Raw genomic sequence first — 22,688 nt, 5'->3', positions numbered from 1 at the left:
CCGCCCTGGAGTCGGCCGGGATCCCGTACCTCGGGGGGTACGGGCTCACCCAGGAGGAGTTCCAGAGCCCGATGTCGTACCCCGTCAACGGCGGGGTCAGCGCCCCGCCGCACGGCGCGGCCCGCGGGAGATCGGATCGTTCCGGCGCAGGAAGGAATGCCTGCGCCGCATTCCTAGCCTTGACTGCATGACACCACCTCTTCCCCGGCGCGTGCTGGGCGGCGCTCTGCTGCTGATCGCGCTTCCCCTGACGCCCGTCGCCGCGGCGGCCGGTGCTCTCGCAGCGGCCTGCGTCACTTCGAGTGTTCCGCTGTTCGCCTTTGCCGGGCTCGCGTTGGCCGCTGTGGTCGGCTGGCTGCTGGGCCGCGCGGCGTTCGCCCTGCTCGGCCAGGGATGGCGGTCAGCCGCCCTCTTCGCGGGCGGGCTGGTCGTCACCGTCGCGGTGCTTGCCGCAGGCACCGTGTTCCGTCCGATGCCCGGCACGGCCGCGAGCCCCGTCCCTCCGGGAGTCAGGTTCTGGAACCTGTCGACCGGCTCGCGCATCGCCTACGTCCACGTCCCGGCCGCCGGGACCGCCAGGCCAACTCCGGTCATCTTCCTGCACGGAGGTCCCGGCACGCCGGGGGAGGGCATACCCGCCGGCGGCAGGGAACTGGCCGCGGACGGCTTCGACGTCTACTCCTACGACCAGCTGGGCGCCGGCCGGTCCACCCGGCTGGCCGACATCACCGGCTACACCGTCGCCCGCCAGGTCGCCGACCTCGACGCGATCCGCCGGACCCTGGGCGTCGACAGGATCATCATCATCGGCCAGTCCTGGGGCGGGTCCCTGGCGGCCCAGTACCTGGCAGCCCACAGCCGCCAGGTGGCCAAAGCCGTGTTCACCTCGCCGGGCGCGCTCTGGGGCCAGGAATACCCAGGCTCCGCGGCCGGTGAACCCTGGAACCGGCTCGCACCGGCCCAGCAGGTCCGGCTCGACCAGCTGAACAGTGCACCTCGGATACTCGCCGCGAGCCTGCTGCTGGACATCAATCCCGGTGCCGCGCACGCGATGGTCGGCGACCGTGAGGTCGATCAGTGGATGCACGAGGTTGCCCTGACGGGCAAGGACAGCACAGCGTGCCAGGGCGCACCGCCCACCGAGGCGCACCACAACCCCCAGGGCTTCTACAGCAACCAGCTCACCCGCAAGGACTTCGAGCACACCCCGGACCCCCGGCCGCAACTGCGCACGGCGCACGTCCCCGCGCTCATCATGCGAGGGGAGTGCGACTTCATCAAACCCGCGGTGGCCGACGAGTACCGGCAGACCCTCCCGGACGCCGAACTCGTCACCGTCAAAGGCGCCGGCCACGCCATCGCCCGGGGCCGCCCGGACCTCTACACCGCACTGCTGCGGGCCTTCGTGCTGGGCAAGCCCCTGCCCTCGACCGCGTTCTGAGCAGTCCGGCGACGAGCGGCGGCCGGCCACGGGGGAGCGCAGGGCGACCGTGTTCGCGACGAAGCCGGTCAGCCGCGACCAAGCGCAGGAGTGGCCCCCCGCGAACCGCGCCAGGACGGCCCTCGGCTGTCAGGTTCCGTTCAGTCGGGAATCCCCGGCATGCCCCACCGGGCATTCCGGTCCCGGACCTCGGCTCGTGGACACGTCTGCCGCCAGGCGGTGAGCGCCGGGGAGCGGCCCGAGCGCGCGAAGGAGAGCTGCCCTCTCCGCAAGCTCAGGTGCAGTTTCGCGGCGTCGGTGTCGACGTTGTCGTGGATGACGAGGACCCGGGCCACGGTGTGGGCGTCGTGCTCGGTGATCGATCCGCCGACCCGCCGCAGCTGGAGCTTGGCGGGACCGCCCACCTGACCGGCGGCGATGCGCACCTCGACCAGGCGCCGCCGGTCCCACAGCCAATACGCGATCTCCGCCGGCGCGCAGGCCGCGGCCGCGTAGCGTGCCCACGCGAGGTCCCCACCCGCCGACAGCGTCAGGGCGAGCAGGCCGAGGCAGCCGGCCGTCACCCCCACACGCCACAGCCGCGGGATGATGCGGCTGCTCTTGTCCGCCGCGTCCCAGAGCAGGTCCTCGCTGACAGCCATGCCGCCATCATCGCCCGGGCCGATCATCCTGAACAACCCGAAGCCGCTGCTCGGACCGGCTCGATTCGGAGGCCAATCGCCCTACGTTGGGGGGCCGTTGAGCGAGAAGCGCTGGGTCGGCCATCGCCCGCACGCCGGGACATCCGACGTTCCGTCGGTGAAGGCAAGGATCGGTGGCCGAGGCCGCGCCGGAGGCCCGCGCGAGCGGTGCCCGGATGTGCGCGGCGCAGCGGTCGCTCCACTCCCTTGTATGTTCTATGCCATACCCCATAAGTTACTCATGGGTTCGTCGTCCGGCGGTCCCCGGCCGTCCGGAAGGTGGTGGAAGGGTGAGCCCCCGCAGGAGTGACAGTCGCGACCGGATGGTCATCAGTGCCGCCGCCCTGCTGCGGGAGTACGGCGCGAGCGCGACGAGCATCGACCGGGTGCTCGCCCACAGCGGGGCCCCGCGCGGTTCGGTCTACCATCACTTTCCCGGCGGGCGGACGCAGCTCATCGAAGAGGCGGTGGGGCTGGCGGGGGACTTCATCGCCGGTGTGTTCGACGCCGTCCTGCAGACCGATGATCCGGTGGAGGGCGTCGACGCGTTCTTCGTGCTGTGGCGCGAGCGACTCGTGGACAGCGACTACCGGGCCGGCTGCCCGATCGTGGCAGTGGCCGTCGAGGCCAACGACGACGCCCCGCAGCTGGCCCGCTCCGCGGCCGCCGTCTTCGCCCGCTGGACGGAGGCGCTCGCGGTCCTGCTGCAGCGAGGCGGCCTCACCGCAGAACGCAGCCGCCGGCTGGGCGCCTTCATCATCGCCGCAGTGGAGGGCGCCGTGGTGATGTGCCGGGCCGAGCGGAGCACGGCCCCCATCGAGGCAGCCGCCGCCGAGATCCACGACCTGCTGGTCCACGCGCTGCGTGACCGGCCGGGCCCCGACCCGCGCCGCCGACCGTAGCGGGCGCCGCACCCCACCCGCTCACCCCCACCGCTCGAAGGAGAGCCCATGCCCACGCTCGACCGTCAGGACACCGTCTTCGTCCTCGACCTCGGCGACACCGAGAACCGCTTCCACCCCGACTGGCTCGCGGCCGTCAGCGCAGCGCTCGACGAGGTGGAGAAGGCGGACGGCCCCCGCGCCCTGGTCACCACCGCCACCGGCAAGTTCTACTCCAACGGGCTGGACCTCGACTGGCTGTTCGCGCACGCCGACCAGCACCAGCAATACGTCGTCTCCGTCCAGGAGCTGTTCGCCCGGCTGCTGTCGCTGCCCGTCATCACGGTCGCCGCGCTCCAGGGCCACACTTTCGCTGCCGGCGCGATGCTCTCCCTCGCGCACGACTTCCGCGTCATGCGCGCCGATCGCGGCTTCTGGTGCCTGCCCGAAGCGGACATCAACATCCCCTTCTCCCCAGGCATGGCCGCCCTGATCCAGTCCCGGCTGGCGCCGCAGACCGCCCACGAGGCCATGGTCACCGCCCGCCGCTACGGCGGAGCCGACGCCGCGGCCCTCGGCATCGTCGACCGGGCGGTCGCCGAGGACGCCGTGCTGCCCGCCGCCCTCGAGCTGGCCCACGCGCAGGTGGCCAAGGCCGGTGCGACGCTGGGCACCATCAAGGCGCGGATGTACGCCCCGGCCCTGGCCACCCTCCGCGACACGACCAACCCGCTCGGCTGACCGGCCTGCCGGCGGGATCGCCCCGTGCGGCAAGCAGGCACCCGGCGCGGGTGGGCGCGGGCGGTGCTGACCGTCCGCGGACACGGGCACCGGGTCCGCCGGAGCTGAGTCGCCTTCCTGTCCCGCCGGCTGAGTTGCCCCCTGTTCCTCCCCGCTCGACCTGACGCACATCCCGCCGCGCACCGCGGCACCGCACCCGAGGAGTACGACCATGAGCACCGTCGACGTCACTGCGATGACCGGCCTTGAGTTGATGCGCTGGGTCCAGACCGAGCGCCCTGCCGATCTGCCCTCCATCGGCCGCCTGCTCGGGATGCGCTTCGACGAGGTCGAGCACGGCCGGGTCGTCATCTCCCTCGACACCCGCCCCGACTTCGCCAACCCGCTCGGATCCGTGCACGGCGGGATCGCTGCCACCCTCCTCGACTCCGTCATGGGCTGCGCCGTCCACACGACGCTGCCGGCCGGCACCGGCTACACCACGCTCGAACTCAAGGTCAACTACATCCGGGCGGCCCGCACCGACGGACAGGTACTCACCGCCGAGGGCACCGTCATCCACGCCGGCCGCCGCACCGCGACCGCCGAGGGCAAGGTGACGGACGACCAGGGCAAGCTGATCGCCCACGCCACCACGACGTGCATGATCTTCTAGATCGCCGGCCGACGGGCCGCTCCCCGGCACGGGTGCAGGCACTGGCCGTGGTGCGAAACCGCCGCTCAGCCTCCAGCCCAGCCCCTTGCTTAACCTATCGATATTCAATAGATTCTTATCGTAGATCGATGGAGGGTGGCTCATGGGAAACCTGACAGTGCGGGGACTGCGCGCCGTGCTCGTGGTGGTGCTCGCCGGCACCGTGCTCGTACAGGCGTTGATGCTGTGGGTGCTGGTCAGCGGAAACGACCCGGAGGACGGGACGCTCCCACTGACCGCGATGCGCGTGATCACCATCCTGGGCATGGGAGCGGCCCAGGTCGCCCTCGTCTGTGTCTGGCGGCTGGTGGCGATGGTGCGCCGCGGCACCGTGTTCTCCCCGGCAGCCTTCCGGTACGTCGACGGCGTGATCGGGGCGATCGTGGCGGCTGCCCTCGTGTGGTTCGCGGTCACGGCCGTCAATGCGCCAGGCCAGCGGGACGACCCGGGCGTCACCGTCATCATGGGCGGGGTGGGCGTGGCCATCCTGGGAGTCGCGCTCATCGTGCTCGTCCTGCGCATGCTGCTCAGCCAGGCCGTCGCCCGCGACGTCGAAGCAGCCCAGATGCAAGCCGAGTTGCACGAGGTGATTTGATGCCGATCGCCGTCGACATCGACGTGATGCTGGCCAGGCGGAAGATGTCCGTGGGCGAACTCGCCGACCGGGTGGGCATCACACCCGCCAACCTGGCGGTCCTCAAGAACGGCCGCGCCAAGGCGGTCCGCTTCACGACGCTCGCCGCACTCTGCGAAGTGCTCCAGTGCCAGCCCGGCGACCTGCTGCACTGGGAGGCCGAGGACACCGTGGACGAAGACGAAGCAGCCGTGCCGGTCGACGCGTCAGCGCCGATCCCGCTGGCCTGACCCCCGTCGCGAGCCCAGGGTCGTCCCGGGACCGGTCGTCCCCGGGACCGGGCCGCCGGCGCACCGCGGCCGGCTCGGAGTGCGGTTCCCGACCGTGCGGCGGAGGATGGAAGGCGGAGCGGCACCGCTCCTGGCTTTCGGGCGCGCCGCGGTACCGAACGGGAGGCTGTCATGAGCCAGAGACCCACGACAGCCCCTGGCGGTGCGTTGCTGATCACCCCCCGGGAACGAGCCGAGCGCGGCAGGGCAGCCCGTGCGCACACGCCACGATCGAGCCACGCCGAGTTCGATCCCGGTGCGCACCGGGCGGACCCCGTCGAGGTCATCGAGCAGCAGTCCCTCGTCCGCCTTCCCGAACTCGTGCCGATCCGCTACGGACGGATGATCGAGTCACCCTTCCGCTTCTACCGGGGTGCTGCCGCCGTCATGGCCGGCGATCTGGCCGCCACACCCAGTACCGGCCTGCGGGTCCAACTCTGCGGCGACGCGCACCTGATGAACTTCCGCCTGCTGGCGTCCCCGGAACGCAACCTGCTCTTCGACATCAACGACTTCGACGAAACGCTGCCCGGGCCGTGGGAGTGGGACGTCAAGCGGCTGGCCGCCAGTATGGTCATCGCGGCACGGGAGAACGGCTTCAGCAGCGCCGAAAGCGCAGCGATCGTGGCGGCCACGGTGCGGTCCTACCGCGAGCGGATGCGGGAATTCGCGGGGATGCGCACACTCGACGTCTGGTACGCCCGGGCCGACGCCGAGATGCTGCAGGTTCTGGCGTCAGGCCGGCTGGCCAAACGGGGCCGCTCACAGGTGTCCAAGGCCTTGGCCAAAGCACGGACGCGAGACAGTCTGCAGGCCTTCGGCAAGCTCACCGAACTGGTCGACGGCGAGCGGCGGATCGCCTCCCAGCCCCCGATGATCACCCGTGCCGCCGAGCTCCTGCCCGACCTGGAGCGCCACGAGCTCGAGGACATGATCCGGGAGCTCATCTCCCGGTACGGCAAGAGTCTGCAGTCCGACCGGCGCCACCTGCTCGGCACCTACACACTGGTCGACATGGCCCGCAAGGTCGTGGGGGTGGGCAGTGTGGGCACCCGCTGCTGGATCATGCTCCTGCTCGGCCGGGACGGACAGGACCCGCTCTTCCTGCAGGCCAAAGAGGCCGGTGCGTCGGTGCTGGCCCCGTACGCCGGGGCCAGTCAGCTCGCCACCCAGGGCGAACGTGTGGTGGCCGGGCAGCGGCTCATGCAGGCGGCCAGTGACATCTTCCTCGGCTGGGAACGCGTGCGTGCGCCCGACGGCGTCGAGCGGGACTTCTACGTGCGGCAGTTGCGCGACTGGAAAGGCGTGGTCGATCCGTCTTTGATGGTGCCCCGCGGCATGACGCTCTTCGGCGAGCTGTGTGGTGCCACGCTCGCCCGGGCCCACGCCCGCTCCGGCGACCGGATCGCCATCGCCGCCTACCTGGGCCGCGGTGACGCGTTCGACCGAGCGCTGGTGGGGTTCGCCGAGCGCTACGCCGATCAGAACGAGCGCGACCATCAGACACTGGTCGAGGCGGTCAGCAGCGGACGGGTCAGCGCGCAGGAGGCGTGAGCCGGTGCACGGTGCCGCGCCGGGCCGGCCCGGTACGCGCAGTGAGGTCGCACTTTGTTCTGCGGAGCGAAAGGGTGTGTGTTCCGGTGACGACGGAGCTGGAGAGCTGGGTGGTGCAGTGGGCCCGGCTGGCACGGGCGGTGCCGCGCGGCCGGGTCGCGGCCGGGCTGCTGGTCGACTTCGTGCAGGACCCCCGCCAGGACGCCGCCCGCATCGCCGTCTTCCCGGTCAGAGCGGCATCCGCCGCCCTGCGCGTCTCGCCCGTGCTCCTGCTCGACGCTCTGGAGTGTCTGGCCGACGCGGGGCTGCTGCGCTGGAGCTGGCGTGAGGCGGGAGCGTCCGCTGACCCCTGGGCTGTGGTGACGTTGACCGGAGCGTAACGGTGCAGCCTCGTGGGATCCGGCAGACGAACCGCGTGCCTCGGCCACCCGCCCGCACCACCCCTCCGGCCGCCTCGCCTGTCGCCGACACCGGTACGGACTGACAATGCAATCTGTGGCCAACCTCAGCGCAGCCGGCGGCAGCCGCCGGACCGACCCCACGCGTCGCGTCGACGGGACAGGGCAGCGGGCACGGCGACGGAGCCTGGCCCAGCTCCTGTGCGTCACCGTCGGCCTGGGCACCGGACTCCTCCTTCCCCACCTCGCGGTCCATCCGATGATGGGTGCCGATCGCGCGGCCGATCTGCTGTTCTCCCTGGGCTTCGGAGTGATCGGCCTGGTCAGCATCATCTTCTCGCTGCTGTTCCTGGTCGTGCAGTGGGCCGCGACGACCTTCTCGCCGCGTCTCGGCCTGTTCCGCGACGACCCGCTCGTGTGGCGGACCTTCGCCTTCGCCCTGGGGGTCTTCGTCTTCTGCATCACCTCGGCGCTGTCTCTCGGCACGCGCACGGAGGTGTCCGTCGTCGTCCCCGCCACCGCGATGGCCCTGGTGTTGGTCGCGCTGGTGTTCATGTACACCCTGCAGAGCCGCGCCTTCGCCTCGATCCAGCTCGGCCCCTGCCTGCACGCGATCACCAGCCGGTCCCGGCACGTCATCGCCACCGTCTACGACCGGGCCCCGGGTGACGAGCAGTCGACCGGGCGCACCGGGCCGCCCGCGACCGGAGGCACTCCCGTCCCCTGGCCCGGACCCGGGGCCGTCCTGTGCGGGATCGACCTGCCCCCGCTCATCGCCGCGGCCCGCGCGCACGACTGCCGGATCGTGCTCGGCCAGGCCATCGGGCAGCTCCTGATCAGGGGCCGGCCCGTGGCGTACGTCCACGGGGGCACGCTGCCGCCGGGCATCATCCTGGCGGCCCTGACGCCGGGAGTGGAAAGCGGATTCCACCGGAATCCCGAGTTCGGACTCCGGCTCCTGGCGGACATCGCCCTGCGTGGGCTGTCCCCGGCCATCAACGACCCGGCCACGTCCGTCCAGGCTCTGGACCACCTTGAGGACCTGCTGCTCCTGCTGGCCGCCCAGAACCTCGACCTCGGCGAGGCCCGGGACGCCGAGGGCGCACCGCGCGTCAGCGTGCCGCTGCCGGACTGGGGCCGGTATGTCCGCACCGCGCTCGACGATGTCATCAACAGCGCGCAGACCACCCCCCTGGTCCTCCAGCGCATCCATCTGCTGCTGGAGCACATCCTGGAAGCGGGCCCCGAAACCCGCCGTCCCCTGCTCCGGGAACGGCTGGCCTGGGTGGAACGGCTGCTGGAGCACGGCTTTCCCGGCGCCCCGGCATGGCCCTGACGGCCGGCACCGGAGGAGCGGGCTGCTGAGAGCCGATCAGGGGCGAGCGCGGCGAGCGGCATGGGCCGCACCTGCGCGCCGCCGCTGTCCCGCTCGTGTCGCCCCCTTGTACCCCCGACCGGCCGTCCCGCAGACTGACGGCACTGCGAAAGAGGCTCCAAGGGGGATTCGTGGCCACGGAGGCGGAGCGCGCGCTGGGCACCTTCATCCGCAACCATCCGACGGACAACGCGCGTCGCGGACGCGTCGCGATGGGCGCGCTGCTGGTGGGACTGGTCTTTGCGGCCGTCGCCACCCCAGTGACCATCTCCGTCTTCTCCGAGGGCCGGGACGGCGCGCAATTCGCCGGGCTGCTGTGGGGCGGCGCACTCATCGGGCTCTACGGCGGCGTCTCCAGCGGGCTGCGGACTCTGGGGCGGCACGGCGAGGTCTTTGTGCTGCGCGAGGGCGGACTGGTCTACCGGCGGACCGGGGAGACCCGGGTGCTGCCCTGGACAGCGGTCCGTGGTGTGGTCGAGCGGGGGCAGAACCACGCCCTGGGCCGGCTCATGGGCTGGGACGTCCACCTGGTCATCCGGCTCCGGGACGGCGGGCGACTGCTGCTGACCGGCTACACCAAGGACGCGGCTCGGCTCACTGCGGAGATACAAACCGCCGTGGCGGGCACGGCGGCCCGCGCCCGGTAGGGCAGCGCTCAGACTTCCCTCCGTTCGTCTGCGGGACCGGGCGAGCCCTTCGTAGGGTCGGCCCACCCAGGCGTCGGGTGTGACTTTCAGACCTCTGCCGCTTGTGGCTTCCACCGGTTTGCTGCCCGACGCCCTCTGAGGCACCGATCGCGCAGCGCCGACAACGGTGGAATGCTGGGTTGTGGAGCGCGCTGCGTTGACCTGACCCGGCTGCTCGGCCTGTGGCTCGGTCTGGCCGACGTCTCGCTCGTCCTCGCTGACGAGCCGCGCTCACCAAGGCGGCCGCGGACGCGTCGGGACGTCCCAGAACCTGACATGCCGTCGGGCGCCGTCTCCCCGCGGTCGGAGCGCGCCGTCTCCGGCAGGACCCCAGCCGGACCTGGGGGCACCGGCCATGGGGAAGAGGCAGCCCTCACCCGGCGGGCTCTTCACCCCTACCGGGTGAGGCCGCCACCCGCAGGCCGTGCGCACGCTGAGGGGCTCCGACACCAGCCGGTCGCCCGCCTGGACCAGAGGAGGACGCCATGAGCGCACCGATGAACCTCGCCTACGACTATCCGCTGCTGGACATCTTCTGGAGCATGCTCCTGTTCTTCCTGTGGATCATGTGGTTCATGCTGCTCTTCCGCGTGATCAGGGACATCTTCCGTGACCACGAGATGAGCGGGTGGGCAAAAGCCGGCTGGCTGGTGCTGACCATCCTCCTGCCCTTCCTCGGCGTCCTGGTCTACGTTATCGCCCGCGGGGGGACCATGGGCCGCCGGGAGATCGCGCAGGCCCGGGAGCAGCAGGAAGCGTTCAACAGCTACGTGCGGGAGGCCGCCTCCGAAGGCCGGCCCGCCAGCAGCGCCGACGAACTCGCCAAGCTGTCGCAACTGCGCGCGGCCGGCGACATCACGGACGAAGAGTTCACCCGGGCCAAGGGCCTGATCCTCAACGACCGCAGTTCGACCGGACAGGAGCGTTCGACCGCCACGGCAGGTGCGCACGCCGGCCACTGAACGCCGTACGCCGCGGGCAGGCCGTCCTGGGTGTCGTCGGGCTCGGCGGCCCCCCGCCGCGTCGCGCCTTCCACCCGATTGGAGAACCCCATGTCGGAACTCAAGTTCGAGCAGCAGCGCACGCTGTCCCGCGAAGAGGCGGCCGATCAGCTCACCGCGCTCGCGGACGCTCTGCGCAAGGGCGGAGACGTCGAGTTGGCCTTCGGGCACGGGACCCTGAGCCTGACCGTTCCCGATGGGCTCCGGAGCGAGATCGAGATCGAGGTCGAGGACGGAGAGATCGAACTCGAGATCGAACTCGCCTGGCCGACGGTGCAGCCCGCCCGGACGGCGCCGCCGCGTGCCGCCGCACCGCAGCGGAACCGGGCCGCCGCCAAGCGCGGCGCGAGCAAGGCCAGGAGCGCCACGAAGCCCACCAAGAAGACCGCCTGACCCCGCGAGGCCCGCTGATCCGACACGCGCACGCCATCCCCTGGGCGCAGGCGCCTTCCAGGCTCGCCTTCTACCGCCTGCGGCGCGGGCGGCGATCCAAGCAGCGTTCGACCACGTCGCGGCCCTGGCAGGGCGCACGGTCGAAGGTCGACGCTCTGCCGTCGCCGGCACGTGCCTGTTCGCACGTAAGGAGACGGACGGCAGCGCCCCCGGCCCTCCTTCGATCCGCACCATTGCTCGTCGTGTACCGGGATGGGACCGTGGCCGATATGGTCGACACGCGCTCGAAACGGTATGAGGCAGCCGCCCGCCGTATGTTCTGGTCCGGCATCGCCCTGCTGCTCCTGGGACTGGCCGCTCTCGCGGCCGCGCGGATGGGTGGCGGCCGATCGTGGGTGTGCGACCCGGGCTGCCACTTGGCGGAGAGCGCGGCGTGGGAGATCGCCAGAACGCTGGGAGCAGTCGGTGCGGGCCTGGGCGCGCTGCTTTCGGCCGTCGCCGTTCTCATGGCCACCCTCCGCCGCCCGGCGACCCCTCCAGCGTCCGGCGATCCCTCGGCCGGCTGAGGCGGCGTCGGGCAGTGTCCACGCGCGCACCAGCGAGCCCGTCGAGCCGACCGGAGCGGTGGCCTGGGCGCGATCGTTCAGGGGCTGCACGATCGCTCACTTCGGCCCCCTGAATGGTCACATGTAGGTCTGAGTGCGGCAATTGTCGGCATCTTTTTGTCGTTTATTGTAAGGATTGTCGGAAGTTAGGACGCTGTCGCCTGACACCCCCTACGGTGTGCGCAGGGCGGACCGCGCATCAGCGCGTGTGCGCCCGTTGACAGAGATAGGGGAAGCATGTTCCGTCTCTTACACTCACGCGCAACTCGACGGCCGCTCCGCACCGGGGCGGCCGCCCTGCTGACCGCCCTCGTCCTGACCGCCACGGGCGGCATCGTCCCGGCCGCGGCCCAGGCGCCGGCAACGGAAGCCGCGGCCTCCACGCTGGTGAAGACCGCCCAGAACGTCACCGCTCCCGCCCAACTCCCGGTGAACCATGGCGACACCGTGAACTGGGCGGTCAGCTACACCAACGCCGCCACCGGCGGTCCGGCCCCTGCGGTCATCACTGATCCCCTCACCGGTGCGGGCACCGCGCAGACCTACGTGCCCGGGTCGCTCGCGGTCCCGCCCGGCTGGACTCCCGCCTGGTCCACCGACGGCACGACGTTCACCGGGACCGATCAGGGTGCGGCGACCCGTGCCGTGCGCGCGACGCATCCCGCCGCCCGAGCCGGCGGAACGAGCCTGGCCGCCAATCTGCTGCCGCCCGTCCAGCCCACCGTGCAGTCCACGGGCGGCGACGGCTTCACCCCGGTCCTGCACCGCACCGCTGCCGGCGACGTCGAGGCGTGGAACATCTATCACCACGCCGCGCTGAACGCACCCCAGGTGGTGTGCAGCAACCTGTCGACCGGACAGCCCTGTTCCGGCGGCCCCTGGCCCCGGCCGCTCAACACCACCCCGGGCCCGCTCGGCTCCGGTGCCACCGGCAACATCGGCAGCACCCTGACCCCGCAGTACGTCCTCGACCCCGGCCGCCCCGGCATCGTGTACTACCCGGCGGTGACCGCCGCCGACCTGGGCGTCGGCTGCCTGGACCTCGCCACCCGCGCCAACTGCGGCTTCTTCGCGCTGCGTGCCGTCGGCGGATCACCGTCGAGTGCCAACGGCATGGCGGGCCTCGTCGCCGAGGGCGGCAACCTCTACGGGGTCGCGAGCACCGGACAGGTGCTCTGCCTCGGCATCGCCTCGCGTACCCCGTGCGCCGGACAGCCCTTCGCGCCGGTCGTCCGCCCCAACCACGACCTTCCCGGGGCCACGGGCGCGCTGTACCTCGGGGGTATGACGACCGCCGACGGCAAGGTCTTCGCCTCGTCCGCCCCGCAGGCGAGCGGCTCCACCACCGCCGGACCTCCCGAGCTGGGCTGCTTCGACCCGGTCCAGAGCGCGGTCTGCGCCGGATGGCAAGGCGCGCACCCGGCCGCACCCACCGCGAGCCACTACACGTACAACGCCTTCACCTCCTACAACACCTCCGGCGAGGCCAACGGGGTGTGCAGCGCGGTCAGTAGCGGTGCCTCCCCGCTGACGACCTGCTTCGGGATCGACGGCTCCCCGCTGGCACCCCCCGCCACCGGACTCGCCTCGACCGGCGCCGGCGTCCTGGTCTTCAACCCCGAGGTGGTCGCCACCGCAGCCGACCGCCGCAGCTACTTCCCCGTCTGGGGCGGCCCGATCGCCGGCGCGACCCTGTGCTACAGCTGGACCAACGCCCAGCCGTGCGCCGGATTCCCGGCCGTCGCCACGCACGCGAACGTCAACGGCGGCGCGACGCGGGACTACGGGTACACCTATGACACCACCACCCGCTGCTTGATCGCCCTCGGCGACGCGGGCGTGCTGTTCTCCCTGGACCCCGCCACGGGCACCAGCCCCTGCGTGCACAGCGGCGCCGCCGTCACCCTCAAACCGTCGGCCTTCTACTGCGACGGGGCGCCCGGCCACGTCCAGGGGTACACCACCGCGCGCCTGGAGGGCATCGACCTCGCGCACGTCAACCTCGCGGCCTCGGCCGTCTCGGTGACCGACCCGGACGGAACCGTCCTGGCCAGTCCCGTCCTGACGCCGACAGGATCCGTCGATCTGACAGGTATCTCGGCCACCGCTCATCCCAGCATCACCGTCACGGTGCAACTGGTCCTCACCAACGCCGGCGACTTCACCGCCGACAACCACCCCGCTCTCGTCGCCGGCTACCAGGGTGACGCGCCGCAGATCTGCGTGCGCACGGTCGTCGCCGCGAACTGCGCGGTCACCCAGGTGACGGACACCGCAACGGGGACCGACAGCACCGGATCCTTCACCTCCAACGCCGCCGACCTGGCGGTCGCGCCCGGCGCGCAGTGCCAGCCCGCCGTGACGGTGAACAAGGAGATCTGCACCGTCGCGAACGCGCATGCCTGCGGACCGGACGGCTCCGGTCCCTGGGCCAAGCAGAGCCCGGTGGGCCTGCTGCAACTGCTCGGCACGGCGTACTGGAGGATCACCGTCACCAACACCGGCCCGGTACCGGTGACCGGGGTGACCGTGAACGACAGCGTGACCCCAGCCTGCCGGGCCGCGGCAGGAACGTTCGCTCTACCGGTCGGGGCCACCCGCCAGATCTACTGCAACTCCTTCCTGCTGGCGCTGCCGCTGAAGAACACGGCGTCGGCCACCTTCTCCGCCGCCAACGCCCCGCCCCACACACCCGCGACGACCAGCGCGCCCTCGTCGGCTGTCGCCTGCTCGCTGCTCTGCATCCTGGTCCGGGAGTCCTCGGTCTGACCACTGGCCCTGGTGAGGGGCGCACCACCCGCGCCGCCGGCCGGGCAGGACATCCGTCCTGCCCGGCCCCTGCCGCACCGGGCCGTCGCGACGAGGCCCTGAGCGGGACGGCGGCTCGTCAGTACGATCCCTGCGTGCTTTAATGAATGAATGAGCATTTATTAACGAAGGAGGGCGGTCATGGCACGTCCCCGGGGGATCGATGATGCGGTGATCCTGCGTGCGACGGAACAGGTCATGGGCCGGGTGGGTCCTGGGGGATTCACGTTGGCCGCCGTGGCGCGCGAGGTCGGGTTGGTGCCGGGAACCCTGGTACAGCGATTCGGCTCCAAGCACGGTCTGCTCCTGGCACTGTCCGACCGGTCCGAGAAGGACGCCGGCGAGATGGCCGGCCGCGTGCGTCAGTCGCACGGCTCGGCGCTCGGAGCTTTGGCGGCTCTGACGGTGGAGTCGGCGGCCGCGATGGACACACCGGAGACCTTCGCCAACCATCTGGCGTTCCTGTGCATGGATCTGGGCGATCCGCAGCTCTACGAGCGCGCGCTGGCCATCCACCGTACGCAGAAGCGGGCCATCGAGGAATTCCTGATCGAGGCGGTCGAAAGTGGTGAACTCCGCGCTGGAACCGAGGCCGCGGCGCTGGCCCGCACCGTACAAGCGATCATCGCCGGTGCCGGTCTGACCTGGTCACTGGAACGCGAAGGCACACTCGAAGAGCGGCTCCGGCGCGAGCTCGACGCGGTGCTGTCCCCTCACATCCCACGTCGGCACCACGACGACCTGGAGGAATCATGACAAGCGACACCCGCTCCCTGGCCGGCAAGGTGGCCCTGGTCGCCGGCGGTACCCGGGGCGGTGGACGGGGCATCGCCGTGGAACTCGGTGCCGCCGGCGCGACGGTGTACGTCACCGGCCGCAGCAGCACCGGTGGGCGCTCCGACCTGGACCGCCCGGAAACCATCGAGCAGACAGCGGAGCAGGTCAGCGCCGCAGGCGGCGTGGGCATCCCCGCCCGGATCGACCACAGTCGCCCCGACGAGGTGCGGGCCCTCGTCGACAGGATCGCCGCCGAGCAGGACGGACAGCTCGACATCCTGGTCAATTCCGTGTGGGGCGGAGACCCGCTGACCGACTGGGAACACCCCCTGTGGGAGCAGGACCTCGAGACCGGTCTACGGCTGCTGCGACAGGCGGTGGAGACCCACATCATCACCAGCAGGTTCGCACTTCCCCTCATGGTCGCCCGCAGGAGCGGCCTGGTCGTGGAAGTCACCGACGGCAACACTTCCCGCTACCGCGGCACGTTCTTCTACGACCTGGCGAAGTCCGCGGTCATACGCCTCGCCGTGGCCCAAGCCGCCGAGCTCAAACCCCATGGCGTCGCGGCCGTGTCCATCACACCTGGCTTCCTGCGCTCGGAGGCGCTGCTGGAGCACTTCGGTGTCACCGAGGCGAACTGGCGCGACGGCGCAGCCAAGGACCCGAACTTCGCCCACTCCGAGACGCCGGCCTATCTCGGCCGGGCCGTCGCCGGACTGGCCGCCGACCCCGACATCATGGCCAAGAGCGGACGAGCCCTGGCCACCTGGGGCCTGTACCAGGAGTACGGCTTCACCGATGCCGACGGCACGCAACCGGACTTCGCCGCCCACTGGGCCAAGAACCTGGAGGAGCAGTACGGACCCCTCGGAGAGCCCCTGTAGAACCTGGCCGGTACAGGCCCAGGGGGGTTGTCGAAAGCCCCTGGTCGGCGACGTCCTCGTTGGCGGCGACCGACTCCTCGTGGTCGCAGGTACACCGGAGATCGCGGCCCGGGGTTGCCGACGCGGGCTGGCTCGGGCCGGCAACCCCGGGCCGGATCACCGGCCATCGTCCCGATCAGGGTCCGCTGGGTCCCAGCGGACCTTCGCCCGCGGCTGTGGGCGCGGGTTCCTTCAGCTCCACGAAGATCACATGTGTCTCGGTGCCGCCGATGTTCTCGCCGGCGTGCTCCTGTGCTCCAAGCCAGCGTGCCTGACCGGCCTCCAGCTCCACCTCGCGCTGCTGACCGCCGGAGCTGAGGCGCCTGGTGAACGAGCTCAGGGTGTACATGACGCTGTCGGGGTGCTCGTGGGGCACGGTCCTATCGCCCGGCTGGTCGCGGTACTCAAGGACGCGGACGCGCTCGTTCTCGAAGATCACCCTATAGAGGCCGGGGTTGGCCTCGACCGGATCTTGACTCATGAGTTCCTCGCAGGAAGTGCCTCGCCTGATGGGACTTCAGCCCCACGTAAGGAGAGTGCCCTGGTGCTCCCATCGGTTCCCCACGGCTGTCAGCGAACGTGGTGCCGACGCCCGGTGTCGCGCCTTCCGGCACCGGGCGTCGGCGGGGGAGGGGGACCCTCCGCAGGGTCGGCGGGTCGTGCTGGGCCCGTTGTTGGCGGTTTCGAGGTCGGGCCGGCGGACCGTGTGCCGGCGGAGGCCGATCGCCCACGTCCGCGACGGCCTCCCCGCGGGCGTGTGTCGAGCCGGTGCAAGGGGAGACGAGACGGTCCATCGGCGGGAGGGGAAGGTAGGGCGGCACAGCCAGGAAGTCCGTCCTGGGCGCCGGGGCGGGGACGGGACGTCCGGGGAATACGCGCTTGCCGAATCGGGAGGCCAGGCGCCGCTGGGGGTCAAGAGTCGGAGCGCTCACGTCTGCTGGTTTACACAGCTGTTCCTATCGAGAATGATCGCTTCTGCTCGGTTGGCCGGCACGGTCACGGGTGGTTGTTCGACGGCCGCGCCCCACCATCCAGCGGCCCGGTGATTGGGGGAGCGCATGCGTCTGGCCCGCGAACGGCACGAGTTCATCCTCCGCGAGCTGCAGCTCAATGGCAGTGTGCGGGTCGCCGATCTGGTGATCGCCCTGGAGTCCTCCGAGGCCACGCTGCGGCGCGACATCCGCGAGCTGGCCGACGCGGGACTTCTGACACGCGTCCACGGCGGCGCGGTGGCCGCCCCCGCCGAGCAGCCGGGAACCGCCGCACCGGTCCCGGTCGGGATCGTCGTGCCGTCCACCACCTTCTACTACCCCGGCGTGATCCGCGGCGCTGAGAGCGCGGCGAACGCCTTGGGCATCCGCCTGGTGCTCGGAGTGTCGCACTACCGTCCGGACGAGGAGCGCGAACGGGTCGCCCGACTCCTCGCGCTCGGGGTGCGCGGCCTCCTCCTGGCCGCCGCACAGGGCTCCTCGGCCGCCGCCGAGCTCGGTGCGTGGCTCGACACCCTGCCCGTGCCGGTAGTGCTCATGGAGCGCACCGTCGGCTACGCGCACACCACCCGGGACGTGGACTACGTGCGAACCGACCACGCACAAGGCGCGCTTCTCGCGTTGCGGCACTTCGCGTCGCTCGGGCACCGCAAGGTCGCCCTCGCGCTGGACCCCGCCACCCCCACCGAGTTCTGGCTGCGGTGCGGCTACGCCGAGGCTGTCGAGGTCCTCGGCCTGGCCACCGACGCGCCCGACGTCCCGGTGCCGGACGGCGCCAAGGACCCCGAGGGACTGCGCTCGGCGCTGCGGCGCCTGCTGCGCGAGTGCCGTGAGACCGGCGCGACCGCCGCGTTCGTGCACAGCGACAACCAGGCGACCCGCCTGGTCGAGGCGGCGATCGCGGACGGCCTGCGGGTGCCTGGAGATCTGGCGGTCATCGCGTACGACGACGAGATCGCGGCGCTCGGCCCGGTGCCGCTCACCGCCGTCAGCCCGCCCAAGTACGACGTCGGAGAGCAAGCCGTGCGCGTGATGGCCCGCCGCTTCGTCCCGCACCCCGGAACGACGGTCACCCCGCACCACCTGACCCTGCTTCCGCGGCTCACCATCCGTGAGTCCTGCGGAAAACGGCTGATCGGTTGACTGGTTCTGACCGTGTTCCACCGCATCCGTTGACGTTGCCGTGGCGTTTCGCTTCCATGACCACCCTTGAGGCCGGTCACAACCCCAGATCACGCCCCGTGCGGCGGGATGGACGGGCTGGTTCGGAGCCGGCGATGACGTGAAGGAGCGGTCATGAAACCGATCAGGATCCGTTGGATGGCGAGCGCGCTGGTAGCCGTCTCGCTGCTGGCGGGCGCCGGCTGTTCCTCCGGAGGGGAGGGCGCGGGCGGCGCGAGCGCGTCGGCCGGCGGTGCGGAGCCCGGCACAAAGACCACCATCACGTTCTGGTCGTGGATCGGGGGCATCGAGGATGTCGTGAAGACCTTCAACGCGAGCCACAGCGACATCGAGGTCAAGCTCGAGGTGACCCCCAGCGGCGTGGCCGGCGGCTACCTCAAGCTCACCAACGCGATCACCGCCGGCAACGCGCCGGACCTGGCGACGATCGAGTACACCAACCTGCCGGAGTACGTCAGCCGGGGCGGCCTGCAGCCGATCGGGAACCTGGTGGATCCCGCCGCCCTGAAGGACTACCCGAAGGCCATCACGGACCAGGCCACCTTCGACGGCAAGGTGTGGGGGATGCCGTACGACGCCACACCGATGGTCATGTACTACCGCAAGGACCTGCTCGCCCAGCACGGCATCGAGATCCCTCGCACCTGGGACGACTTCGCGAAGGCCGCCGCGAAATTCCACGCCGAGGACCCGGCCGGCTATCTCGGCTCGTACTTCCCCAACGAACCCACCCAGCTCGCCGCCTACAGCTGGGCGGCCGGCGCCAAGTGGTTCGGCACGGCGGGCAACACCTGGCAGGTCAACCTCACCGACCCGAAGTCCACGGCGGTGGGCGCGTACTGGCAGAAGCTCAAGGACGACAAGACCGTCCTCGTCGAGAGGTCCTGGAGCGAGAACTGGGGCAAGATGCTCAAGACCAACAAGCTCGCCACGGTCATCGGGCCCCCGTGGGCGGCGAACAACCTCGCCGCGAACACGACCGGGCAGAGCGACAAGTGGGCGGTCGCGCCGCTGCCGTCGTACGACGGCAAGCCCTCCTCCGGCTTCTGGGGCGGCAGCACCTTCGCGGTGAGCAAGAACAGCAAGAACGCCAAGGCCGCCGCGACGTTCGCGACCTGGCTCACCCACGCACCGGAGAGCATCAACGCGCGGACCAGCGCCGGCCGGGCCGTCTATCCGGCGCACCCGGACGCCTACGCGGTCGCCGCGAAGAACTTCAAGAGCACCCTGTTCGGCAAGCAGGACGTCTTCCAGGTCTTCAAGGCCGCGGACGCCTCCGTGCCGACCGGCTGGATGTGGGGACCCGCGATGAACGTCACCAGCACCACGCTGGGGGATGCGCAGAACAGCCGCTCCATCCCCGACGCACTCCGCACAGCACAGCAGGCCACCGTCGACGAGATGAGCAAGCGCAAGCTCAGCGTGACGGGCGGCTGACGATGTCCCTCCTGTCGCCGACCCGGCCCGGTGCCGCGCGGCGGACGCGCGGACGGGGGCAGGGAGGCGCGGCCTTCCTCCTCCTGACCCCGTTCTTCGCGGTCTTCGGGATCGCCATGGTCGCCCCCCTGGTCTACGCGGTGAACCTCAGCCTGTTCACGGAGCGCAGCTCCGGCCTGGGCTTCGGCAACGCCGAGAGGGTCTTCAACGCCCCGGGAAACTACTGGCAGGCGTTGACCTCCGAGCACTTCCAGAACGGCTTCGCCACCCTCGCCCTCTACTGCGTCATCTACATCCCCGTCATGGTCGGGCTCGCCGCCCTGTTCGCCCTGCTGATCGACGCGACCGCCGCGCGCACGGGAAAGTTCTTCCAGCTGACCCTGTTCCTCCCCCACGCCGTTCCGGAGGTCATCGCCGGCCTGATCTGGGCCTACCTGTACACCCCCGGCGCCAGCCCCGTGCTCGGCGTGCTGGCCGGGCGGGGCATCGACATCGACATGCTCGGGCGTTCCTGGGTGCTGCCGGGAGTCATCAACATCGCCGTGTGGATGTGGACCGGCTACAACATGGTCATCCTCTACACCGCGCTCAAGGCGATCCCGCACGAGACCCTGGAGGCCGCCCGGGTCGACGGTGCCGGCGGATGGACCATCGCCACCCGCATCAAGCTCCCGATGATCCGTCAGGCCGTTGGCGTCGTCGTTCTGTTCACGGTCATCGGCTCGCTGCAGATGTTCAACTCGCCGATGGTCATGCGGTCCGCCGGCAGCGCTCTCGACGCCGACTACTCGCCTGCCATGTTCATCTACCACACGGCGTTCGGCGCGAACGACATCGGCCTGGCCGCTGCCGCGTCCATCCTGCTGGCCGCGGTTGCCGGGGTGCTGTCATGGACGGTGACGCGCATCGCCGGGCGGAAGGAGTCCTGGTGAGCCCGAGCCTCGTCCACCGGCCCGGCGACCGCACGGCACGCCCAGCCGAGGCCGCTGCCACGCCGGCCATGCCGCCGGACGATGCCGCCCCCCGTACGGCGCGCTCCCACCGCTCCTCCCGGCGCACCCCGGCCTGGGCGTCCAGGACCGCGGTCAACAGCCTTCTCATGATCGGCGCGCTCTACGCCGTCTTTCCCCTGATCTGGCTGGTCACCTCCGCGGCCAAGAACCCGAACAACCTGCTCGGCACCTCGATGTTCCACATCGACCGGACCGCGATCGCCGACAACATCCGGCGCGTCCTCGACCAGGACGACGGGATCTACCTGACCTGGTTCGGCAACAGTTTGCTGTACGCAGGAGCGGGAGCGCTCGGCAGCACGATCATCTGCGTCGCCGCCGGCTACGCCTTCGACAAGTACCGCTTCCCCCTCCGCGAGAAACTCTTCGGCGTCGTGCTGGTCGGCGTGCTGGTGCCGGTCTCCGCGCTCGCGCTGCCGATGTACCTGCTGGCGTCCAAGGCCGGGTTGAACAACTCGTACTGGGCGGTGTTCCTGCCGTCGCTGCTCAACCCCTTCGGCGTCTATCTGGCCCGGATCTTCGCCCGCAGCTACATCCCCGACGAGGTCATCGAGGCCGGCCGTATCGACGGAGCCTCCGACCTGCGACTGTTCCGCTCGATCGGGCTGCCCATGATGACCCCGGGATTCGTGACGATCTTCCTGTTCCAGTTCGTCACCATCTGGAACAACTTCTTCCTGCCCCTGGTCATGCTCTCCGACCGCGCACTGTTCCCCGTCAGCCTCGGGCTCTACACCTGGAGCGGCAACACCACCCAGGCGCCGGAGTTCTATCCCCTCGTGATCACCGGCTCACTGCTCGCGGTACTCCCGCTGATCATCGGCTTCATCGTGTTGCAGCGCTACTGGCGCTCCGGCCTGACCATGGGAAGCGTCAAGTGAACCGTCCCCGCGCAGCGTTGGCGATGGACCCTACCGTCGCGGCACGTCTCTTCGGCCCGCGCGAGCGGGCCCGCCTGAACGAACTGACCCGGATCGACCCCGATCGGGTGCTCACCGACTTCACCGACCCCGCCGCCCGCGCGCTCCTCGCCGAGACCGAAGTCCTCATCACCGGCTGGCAATGCCCGCTCCTCGACGGCGAGGCCCTGCGCGCCGCACCGAGCCTGCGGGCCGTCGTCCACGCCGCGGGCTCGGTGAAGGGCCACCTCACCCTGGACGTGTGGGACCGGGGCATCACGGTGGCGACCGCCGCCGCCGGAAACGCGCTGCCCGTGGCCGAGTTCACGCTGGCAGCCATCCTGTTCGCGAACAAGCGCGTTCTGCCCATCGCCCGCTCCTACCGGGCGGATCGCCGAGGACAGGACTGGCACGCCCGATTCCCCGAGATGGGCAACCTCGACAAACGCGTCGGCATCATCGGGGCGTCGCGCATCGGGCGGCGAGTGATGGAACTGCTGGGCGCGTTCGACCTGGAGGTCGTCGTCAGCGACCCCTACCTGACCGCGGAGGAGGCCCGAGCGCTCGGAGCCGAGCTGCTCACCCTCGACGAGCTCTGCACCACCAGCGATGTCGTGTCCCTGCACGCCCCCGACCTCCCCGAGACCCGCCACCTGATCGACCGCCGCCGGCTGGCCGGCTTCCGCGACGGGGCAACCTTGATCAACACCGCCCGCGGCGCCCTGGTCGACGAGCGTGCCCTGGTCGACGAGATCCTCGCCGAGCGCCTGTACGCGGTCCTCGACGTCACCGATCCGTGGACGCTCCCCGCCGAATCGCCGCTCTACGACCATCCGCACGTCCTGCTCACCCCGCACATCGCGGGCTCGCTCGGCACCGAACTCAACCGGCTGGCCACCGCGGCCCTCAACGAACTCGCCCGCTACACCCAGGGAGAACCGTTCCACGAGCAAGTACTCGCCGGCCACCTCTTCGTGATCGCGTGATCGCGTAGAGCCTGTGCGGAATCGGGATCAGGGGCGGGACGGACGGTTGGCGGGGCTTTCGCGCGCGGTCACGACGGGTGCGCGCTCGCTTGTCAGTGTTCGGCGCCAGTCACCGGTGCCCCGGCTCCGATGCCGACGCGAGCTGGGCTGCCCGGTGAACCGGTGCGCCGCGCTGTGCCGCTCCGGCTGTTCCCCGACGGTTCGGCAGTAGCCGGTTCACCAGCCTGCCGTGCTGGGTGGGGCCGCCGCCTGCTTCCCGTCTCGACCGCACCGTGGCCGCCCCGCAGGAGACCAGCGGGGCGGGCCACGTGCGGGGGGG

23 protein-coding genes are annotated in these 22,688 nt (G+C 70.9%); 21 read left to right on the top strand and 2 right to left on the bottom strand.

What is annotated here, in order from left to right; translation table 11 throughout:
- Positions 1-187 precede the first annotated feature (187 nt).
- Positions 188-1,441 (top strand): alpha/beta fold hydrolase, encoded by a 1,254-nt coding sequence (locus tag ABZ721_RS39065; RefSeq protein ID WP_358793591.1) that lies wholly within the window; start codon positions 188-190, stop codon positions 1,439-1,441.
- A gap of 140 nt (positions 1,442-1,581) precedes the next feature.
- Here the strand turns inward: ABZ721_RS39065 and ABZ721_RS39060 are convergent, their stop codons facing one another.
- Positions 1,582-2,082, bottom strand: coding sequence for a hypothetical protein (locus ABZ721_RS39060; protein ID WP_358793590.1), 501 nt, complete (start codon positions 2,080-2,082; stop codon positions 1,582-1,584).
- Between the two features lie 329 nt (positions 2,083-2,411).
- Here ABZ721_RS39060 and ABZ721_RS39055 point away from each other — a divergent pair, with 329 nt between their 5' ends.
- The 15 genes from ABZ721_RS39055 (at position 2,412) to ABZ721_RS38985 (ending at position 15,824) form a co-directional block, all read left to right on the top strand.
- Entirely contained in the window at positions 2,412-3,023 is a 612-nt protein-coding gene (locus ABZ721_RS39055) for a TetR/AcrR family transcriptional regulator (protein WP_358793589.1), read from the top strand.
- 48 nt (positions 3,024-3,071) lie between these two features.
- Complete coding sequence (locus ABZ721_RS39050; protein ID WP_358793588.1) at positions 3,072-3,743, top strand: enoyl-CoA hydratase-related protein; 672 nt, start codon at positions 3,072-3,074, stop codon at positions 3,741-3,743.
- Positions 3,744-3,954: 211 nt separating this feature from the next.
- The gene (locus tag ABZ721_RS39045) at positions 3,955-4,398 is read left to right on the top strand and encodes a PaaI family thioesterase (protein WP_358793587.1); all 444 of its coding nucleotides are present in this window, start codon (positions 3,955-3,957) and stop codon (positions 4,396-4,398) included.
- Between the two features lie 142 nt (positions 4,399-4,540).
- Positions 4,541-5,032, top strand: a complete 492-nt coding sequence (locus ABZ721_RS39040; RefSeq protein ID WP_358793586.1) for a DUF2975 domain-containing protein — start codon at positions 4,541-4,543, stop codon at positions 5,030-5,032.
- Positions 5,032-5,301: a helix-turn-helix transcriptional regulator gene (locus tag ABZ721_RS39035; protein WP_358793585.1), complete on the top strand. Its 270-nt coding sequence runs from the start codon at positions 5,032-5,034 to the stop codon at positions 5,299-5,301. Before ABZ721_RS39040 ends, ABZ721_RS39035 begins: the two co-directional genes overlap by 1 nt.
- Positions 5,302-5,472: 171 nt before the next feature.
- Positions 5,473-6,894 carry a DUF2252 domain-containing protein gene (locus ABZ721_RS39030; RefSeq protein WP_358793584.1) on the top strand — a complete coding sequence of 474 codons (1,422 nt, stop codon included), beginning with the start codon at positions 5,473-5,475 and terminating at the stop codon, positions 6,892-6,894.
- A gap of 86 nt (positions 6,895-6,980) precedes the next feature.
- Positions 6,981-7,274: a hypothetical protein gene (locus ABZ721_RS39025; protein ID WP_358793583.1), complete on the top strand. Its 294-nt coding sequence runs from the start codon at positions 6,981-6,983 to the stop codon at positions 7,272-7,274.
- 115 nt (positions 7,275-7,389) lie between these two features.
- A complete protein-coding gene (locus tag ABZ721_RS39020; RefSeq protein WP_358793582.1) occupies positions 7,390-8,628 on the top strand; it encodes a DUF2254 family protein in 1,239 nt (412 codons plus the stop codon).
- A 170-nt stretch (positions 8,629-8,798) separates the two neighbouring features.
- Complete coding sequence (locus ABZ721_RS39015) at positions 8,799-9,314, top strand: PH domain-containing protein (RefSeq protein ID WP_358793581.1); 516 nt, start codon at positions 8,799-8,801, stop codon at positions 9,312-9,314.
- A gap of 524 nt (positions 9,315-9,838) precedes the next feature.
- Entirely contained in the window at positions 9,839-10,315 is a 477-nt protein-coding gene (locus tag ABZ721_RS39010; RefSeq protein WP_358793580.1) for an SHOCT domain-containing protein, read from the top strand.
- Positions 10,316-10,405: 90 nt separating this feature from the next.
- On the top strand, positions 10,406-10,747 hold the full coding sequence (locus tag ABZ721_RS39005; protein ID WP_358793579.1) for an amphi-Trp domain-containing protein: 342 nt from the start codon (positions 10,406-10,408) through the stop codon (positions 10,745-10,747).
- Positions 10,748-11,061: 314 nt separating this feature from the next.
- Positions 11,062-11,313 (top strand): hypothetical protein, encoded by a 252-nt coding sequence (locus tag ABZ721_RS39000; protein WP_358793578.1) that lies wholly within the window; start codon positions 11,062-11,064, stop codon positions 11,311-11,313.
- Positions 11,314-11,589: 276 nt separating this feature from the next.
- On the top strand, positions 11,590-14,121 hold the full coding sequence (locus ABZ721_RS38995; RefSeq protein ID WP_358793577.1) for a hypothetical protein: 2,532 nt from the start codon (positions 11,590-11,592) through the stop codon (positions 14,119-14,121).
- A gap of 180 nt (positions 14,122-14,301) precedes the next feature.
- Positions 14,302-14,916 carry a helix-turn-helix domain-containing protein gene (locus ABZ721_RS38990; RefSeq protein ID WP_358793576.1) on the top strand — a complete coding sequence of 205 codons (615 nt, stop codon included), beginning with the start codon at positions 14,302-14,304 and terminating at the stop codon, positions 14,914-14,916.
- Complete coding sequence (locus ABZ721_RS38985; RefSeq protein WP_358793575.1) at positions 14,913-15,824, top strand: SDR family oxidoreductase; 912 nt, start codon at positions 14,913-14,915, stop codon at positions 15,822-15,824. The genes ABZ721_RS38990 and ABZ721_RS38985 overlap by 4 nt, the downstream gene beginning before the upstream one ends.
- 175 nt (positions 15,825-15,999) lie before the next feature.
- Here ABZ721_RS38985 and ABZ721_RS38980 read toward each other — a convergent pair whose 3' ends face one another.
- Complete coding sequence (locus tag ABZ721_RS38980) at positions 16,000-16,344, bottom strand: cytoplasmic protein (protein ID WP_358793574.1); 345 nt, start codon at positions 16,342-16,344, stop codon at positions 16,000-16,002.
- Between the two features lie 577 nt (positions 16,345-16,921).
- Between ABZ721_RS38980 and ABZ721_RS38975 the strand changes: the two genes are divergently transcribed.
- The 5 genes from ABZ721_RS38975 to ABZ721_RS38955 all read left to right on the top strand — a co-directional run bounded on the left by ABZ721_RS38975 (position 16,922) and on the right by ABZ721_RS38955 (position 22,369).
- Positions 16,922-17,995, top strand: a complete 1,074-nt coding sequence (locus ABZ721_RS38975; RefSeq protein ID WP_358793573.1) for a substrate-binding domain-containing protein — start codon at positions 16,922-16,924, stop codon at positions 17,993-17,995.
- A gap of 153 nt (positions 17,996-18,148) precedes the next feature.
- Complete coding sequence (locus tag ABZ721_RS38970; RefSeq protein WP_358793572.1) at positions 18,149-19,471, top strand: sugar ABC transporter substrate-binding protein; 1,323 nt, start codon at positions 18,149-18,151, stop codon at positions 19,469-19,471.
- Between the two features lie 2 nt (positions 19,472-19,473).
- Positions 19,474-20,403, top strand: a complete 930-nt coding sequence (locus ABZ721_RS38965) for a sugar ABC transporter permease (protein ID WP_358793571.1) — start codon at positions 19,474-19,476, stop codon at positions 20,401-20,403.
- Between the two features lie 167 nt (positions 20,404-20,570).
- A complete protein-coding gene (locus ABZ721_RS38960) occupies positions 20,571-21,365 on the top strand; it encodes a carbohydrate ABC transporter permease (RefSeq protein WP_358793592.1) in 795 nt (264 codons plus the stop codon).
- 23 nt (positions 21,366-21,388) lie between these two features.
- Positions 21,389-22,369, top strand: a complete 981-nt coding sequence (locus tag ABZ721_RS38955; RefSeq protein WP_358793570.1) for a hydroxyacid dehydrogenase — start codon at positions 21,389-21,391, stop codon at positions 22,367-22,369.
- The last annotated feature ends 319 nt before the right edge of the window (positions 22,370-22,688 follow it).

Source organism: Streptomyces sp. NPDC006733 (genome assembly GCF_040636125.1).
Taxonomy (GTDB): Bacteria; Actinomycetota; Actinomycetes; order Streptomycetales; family Streptomycetaceae; genus Actinacidiphila.
Note: the sequence above shows the minus strand (reverse complement) of the source record. Positions and strands in the feature narration are given on the sequence as shown.

What these genes read in the sequence shown, in the direction of transcription:
- ABZ721_RS39065 (WP_358793591.1), top strand. Translation starts at nt 188, where the DNA reads ATGACACCACCTCTTCCCCGGCGCGTGCTGGGCGGCGCTCTGCTGCTG.
- ABZ721_RS39060 (WP_358793590.1), bottom strand. Translation starts at nt 2,082, where the DNA reads ATGGCTGTCAGCGAGGACCTGCTCTGGGACGCGGCGGACAAGAGCAGC.
- ABZ721_RS39050 (WP_358793588.1), top strand. Translation starts at nt 3,072, where the DNA reads ATGCCCACGCTCGACCGTCAGGACACCGTCTTCGTCCTCGACCTCGGC.
- ABZ721_RS39045 (WP_358793587.1), top strand. Translation starts at nt 3,955, where the DNA reads ATGAGCACCGTCGACGTCACTGCGATGACCGGCCTTGAGTTGATGCGC.
- ABZ721_RS39040 (WP_358793586.1), top strand. Translation starts at nt 4,541, where the DNA reads ATGGGAAACCTGACAGTGCGGGGACTGCGCGCCGTGCTCGTGGTGGTG.
- ABZ721_RS39035 (WP_358793585.1), top strand. Translation starts at nt 5,032, where the DNA reads ATGCCGATCGCCGTCGACATCGACGTGATGCTGGCCAGGCGGAAGATG.
- ABZ721_RS39030 (WP_358793584.1), top strand. Translation starts at nt 5,473, where the DNA reads ATGAGCCAGAGACCCACGACAGCCCCTGGCGGTGCGTTGCTGATCACC.
- ABZ721_RS39010 (WP_358793580.1), top strand. Translation starts at nt 9,839, where the DNA reads ATGAGCGCACCGATGAACCTCGCCTACGACTATCCGCTGCTGGACATC.
- ABZ721_RS39005 (WP_358793579.1), top strand. Translation starts at nt 10,406, where the DNA reads ATGTCGGAACTCAAGTTCGAGCAGCAGCGCACGCTGTCCCGCGAAGAG.
- ABZ721_RS39000 (WP_358793578.1), top strand. Translation starts at nt 11,062, where the DNA reads ATGTTCTGGTCCGGCATCGCCCTGCTGCTCCTGGGACTGGCCGCTCTC.
- ABZ721_RS38995 (WP_358793577.1), top strand. Translation starts at nt 11,590, where the DNA reads ATGTTCCGTCTCTTACACTCACGCGCAACTCGACGGCCGCTCCGCACC.
- ABZ721_RS38990 (WP_358793576.1), top strand. Translation starts at nt 14,302, where the DNA reads ATGGCACGTCCCCGGGGGATCGATGATGCGGTGATCCTGCGTGCGACG.
- ABZ721_RS38985 (WP_358793575.1), top strand. Translation starts at nt 14,913, where the DNA reads ATGACAAGCGACACCCGCTCCCTGGCCGGCAAGGTGGCCCTGGTCGCC.
- ABZ721_RS38980 (WP_358793574.1), bottom strand. Translation starts at nt 16,344, where the DNA reads ATGAGTCAAGATCCGGTCGAGGCCAACCCCGGCCTCTATAGGGTGATC.
- ABZ721_RS38975 (WP_358793573.1), top strand. Translation starts at nt 16,922, where the DNA reads ATGCGTCTGGCCCGCGAACGGCACGAGTTCATCCTCCGCGAGCTGCAG.
- ABZ721_RS38970 (WP_358793572.1), top strand. Translation starts at nt 18,149, where the DNA reads ATGAAACCGATCAGGATCCGTTGGATGGCGAGCGCGCTGGTAGCCGTC.
- ABZ721_RS38965 (WP_358793571.1), top strand. Translation starts at nt 19,474, where the DNA reads ATGTCCCTCCTGTCGCCGACCCGGCCCGGTGCCGCGCGGCGGACGCGC.
- ABZ721_RS38960 (WP_358793592.1), top strand. Translation starts at nt 20,571, where the DNA reads ATGATCGGCGCGCTCTACGCCGTCTTTCCCCTGATCTGGCTGGTCACC.
- ABZ721_RS38955 (WP_358793570.1), top strand. Translation starts at nt 21,389, where the DNA reads ATGGACCCTACCGTCGCGGCACGTCTCTTCGGCCCGCGCGAGCGGGCC.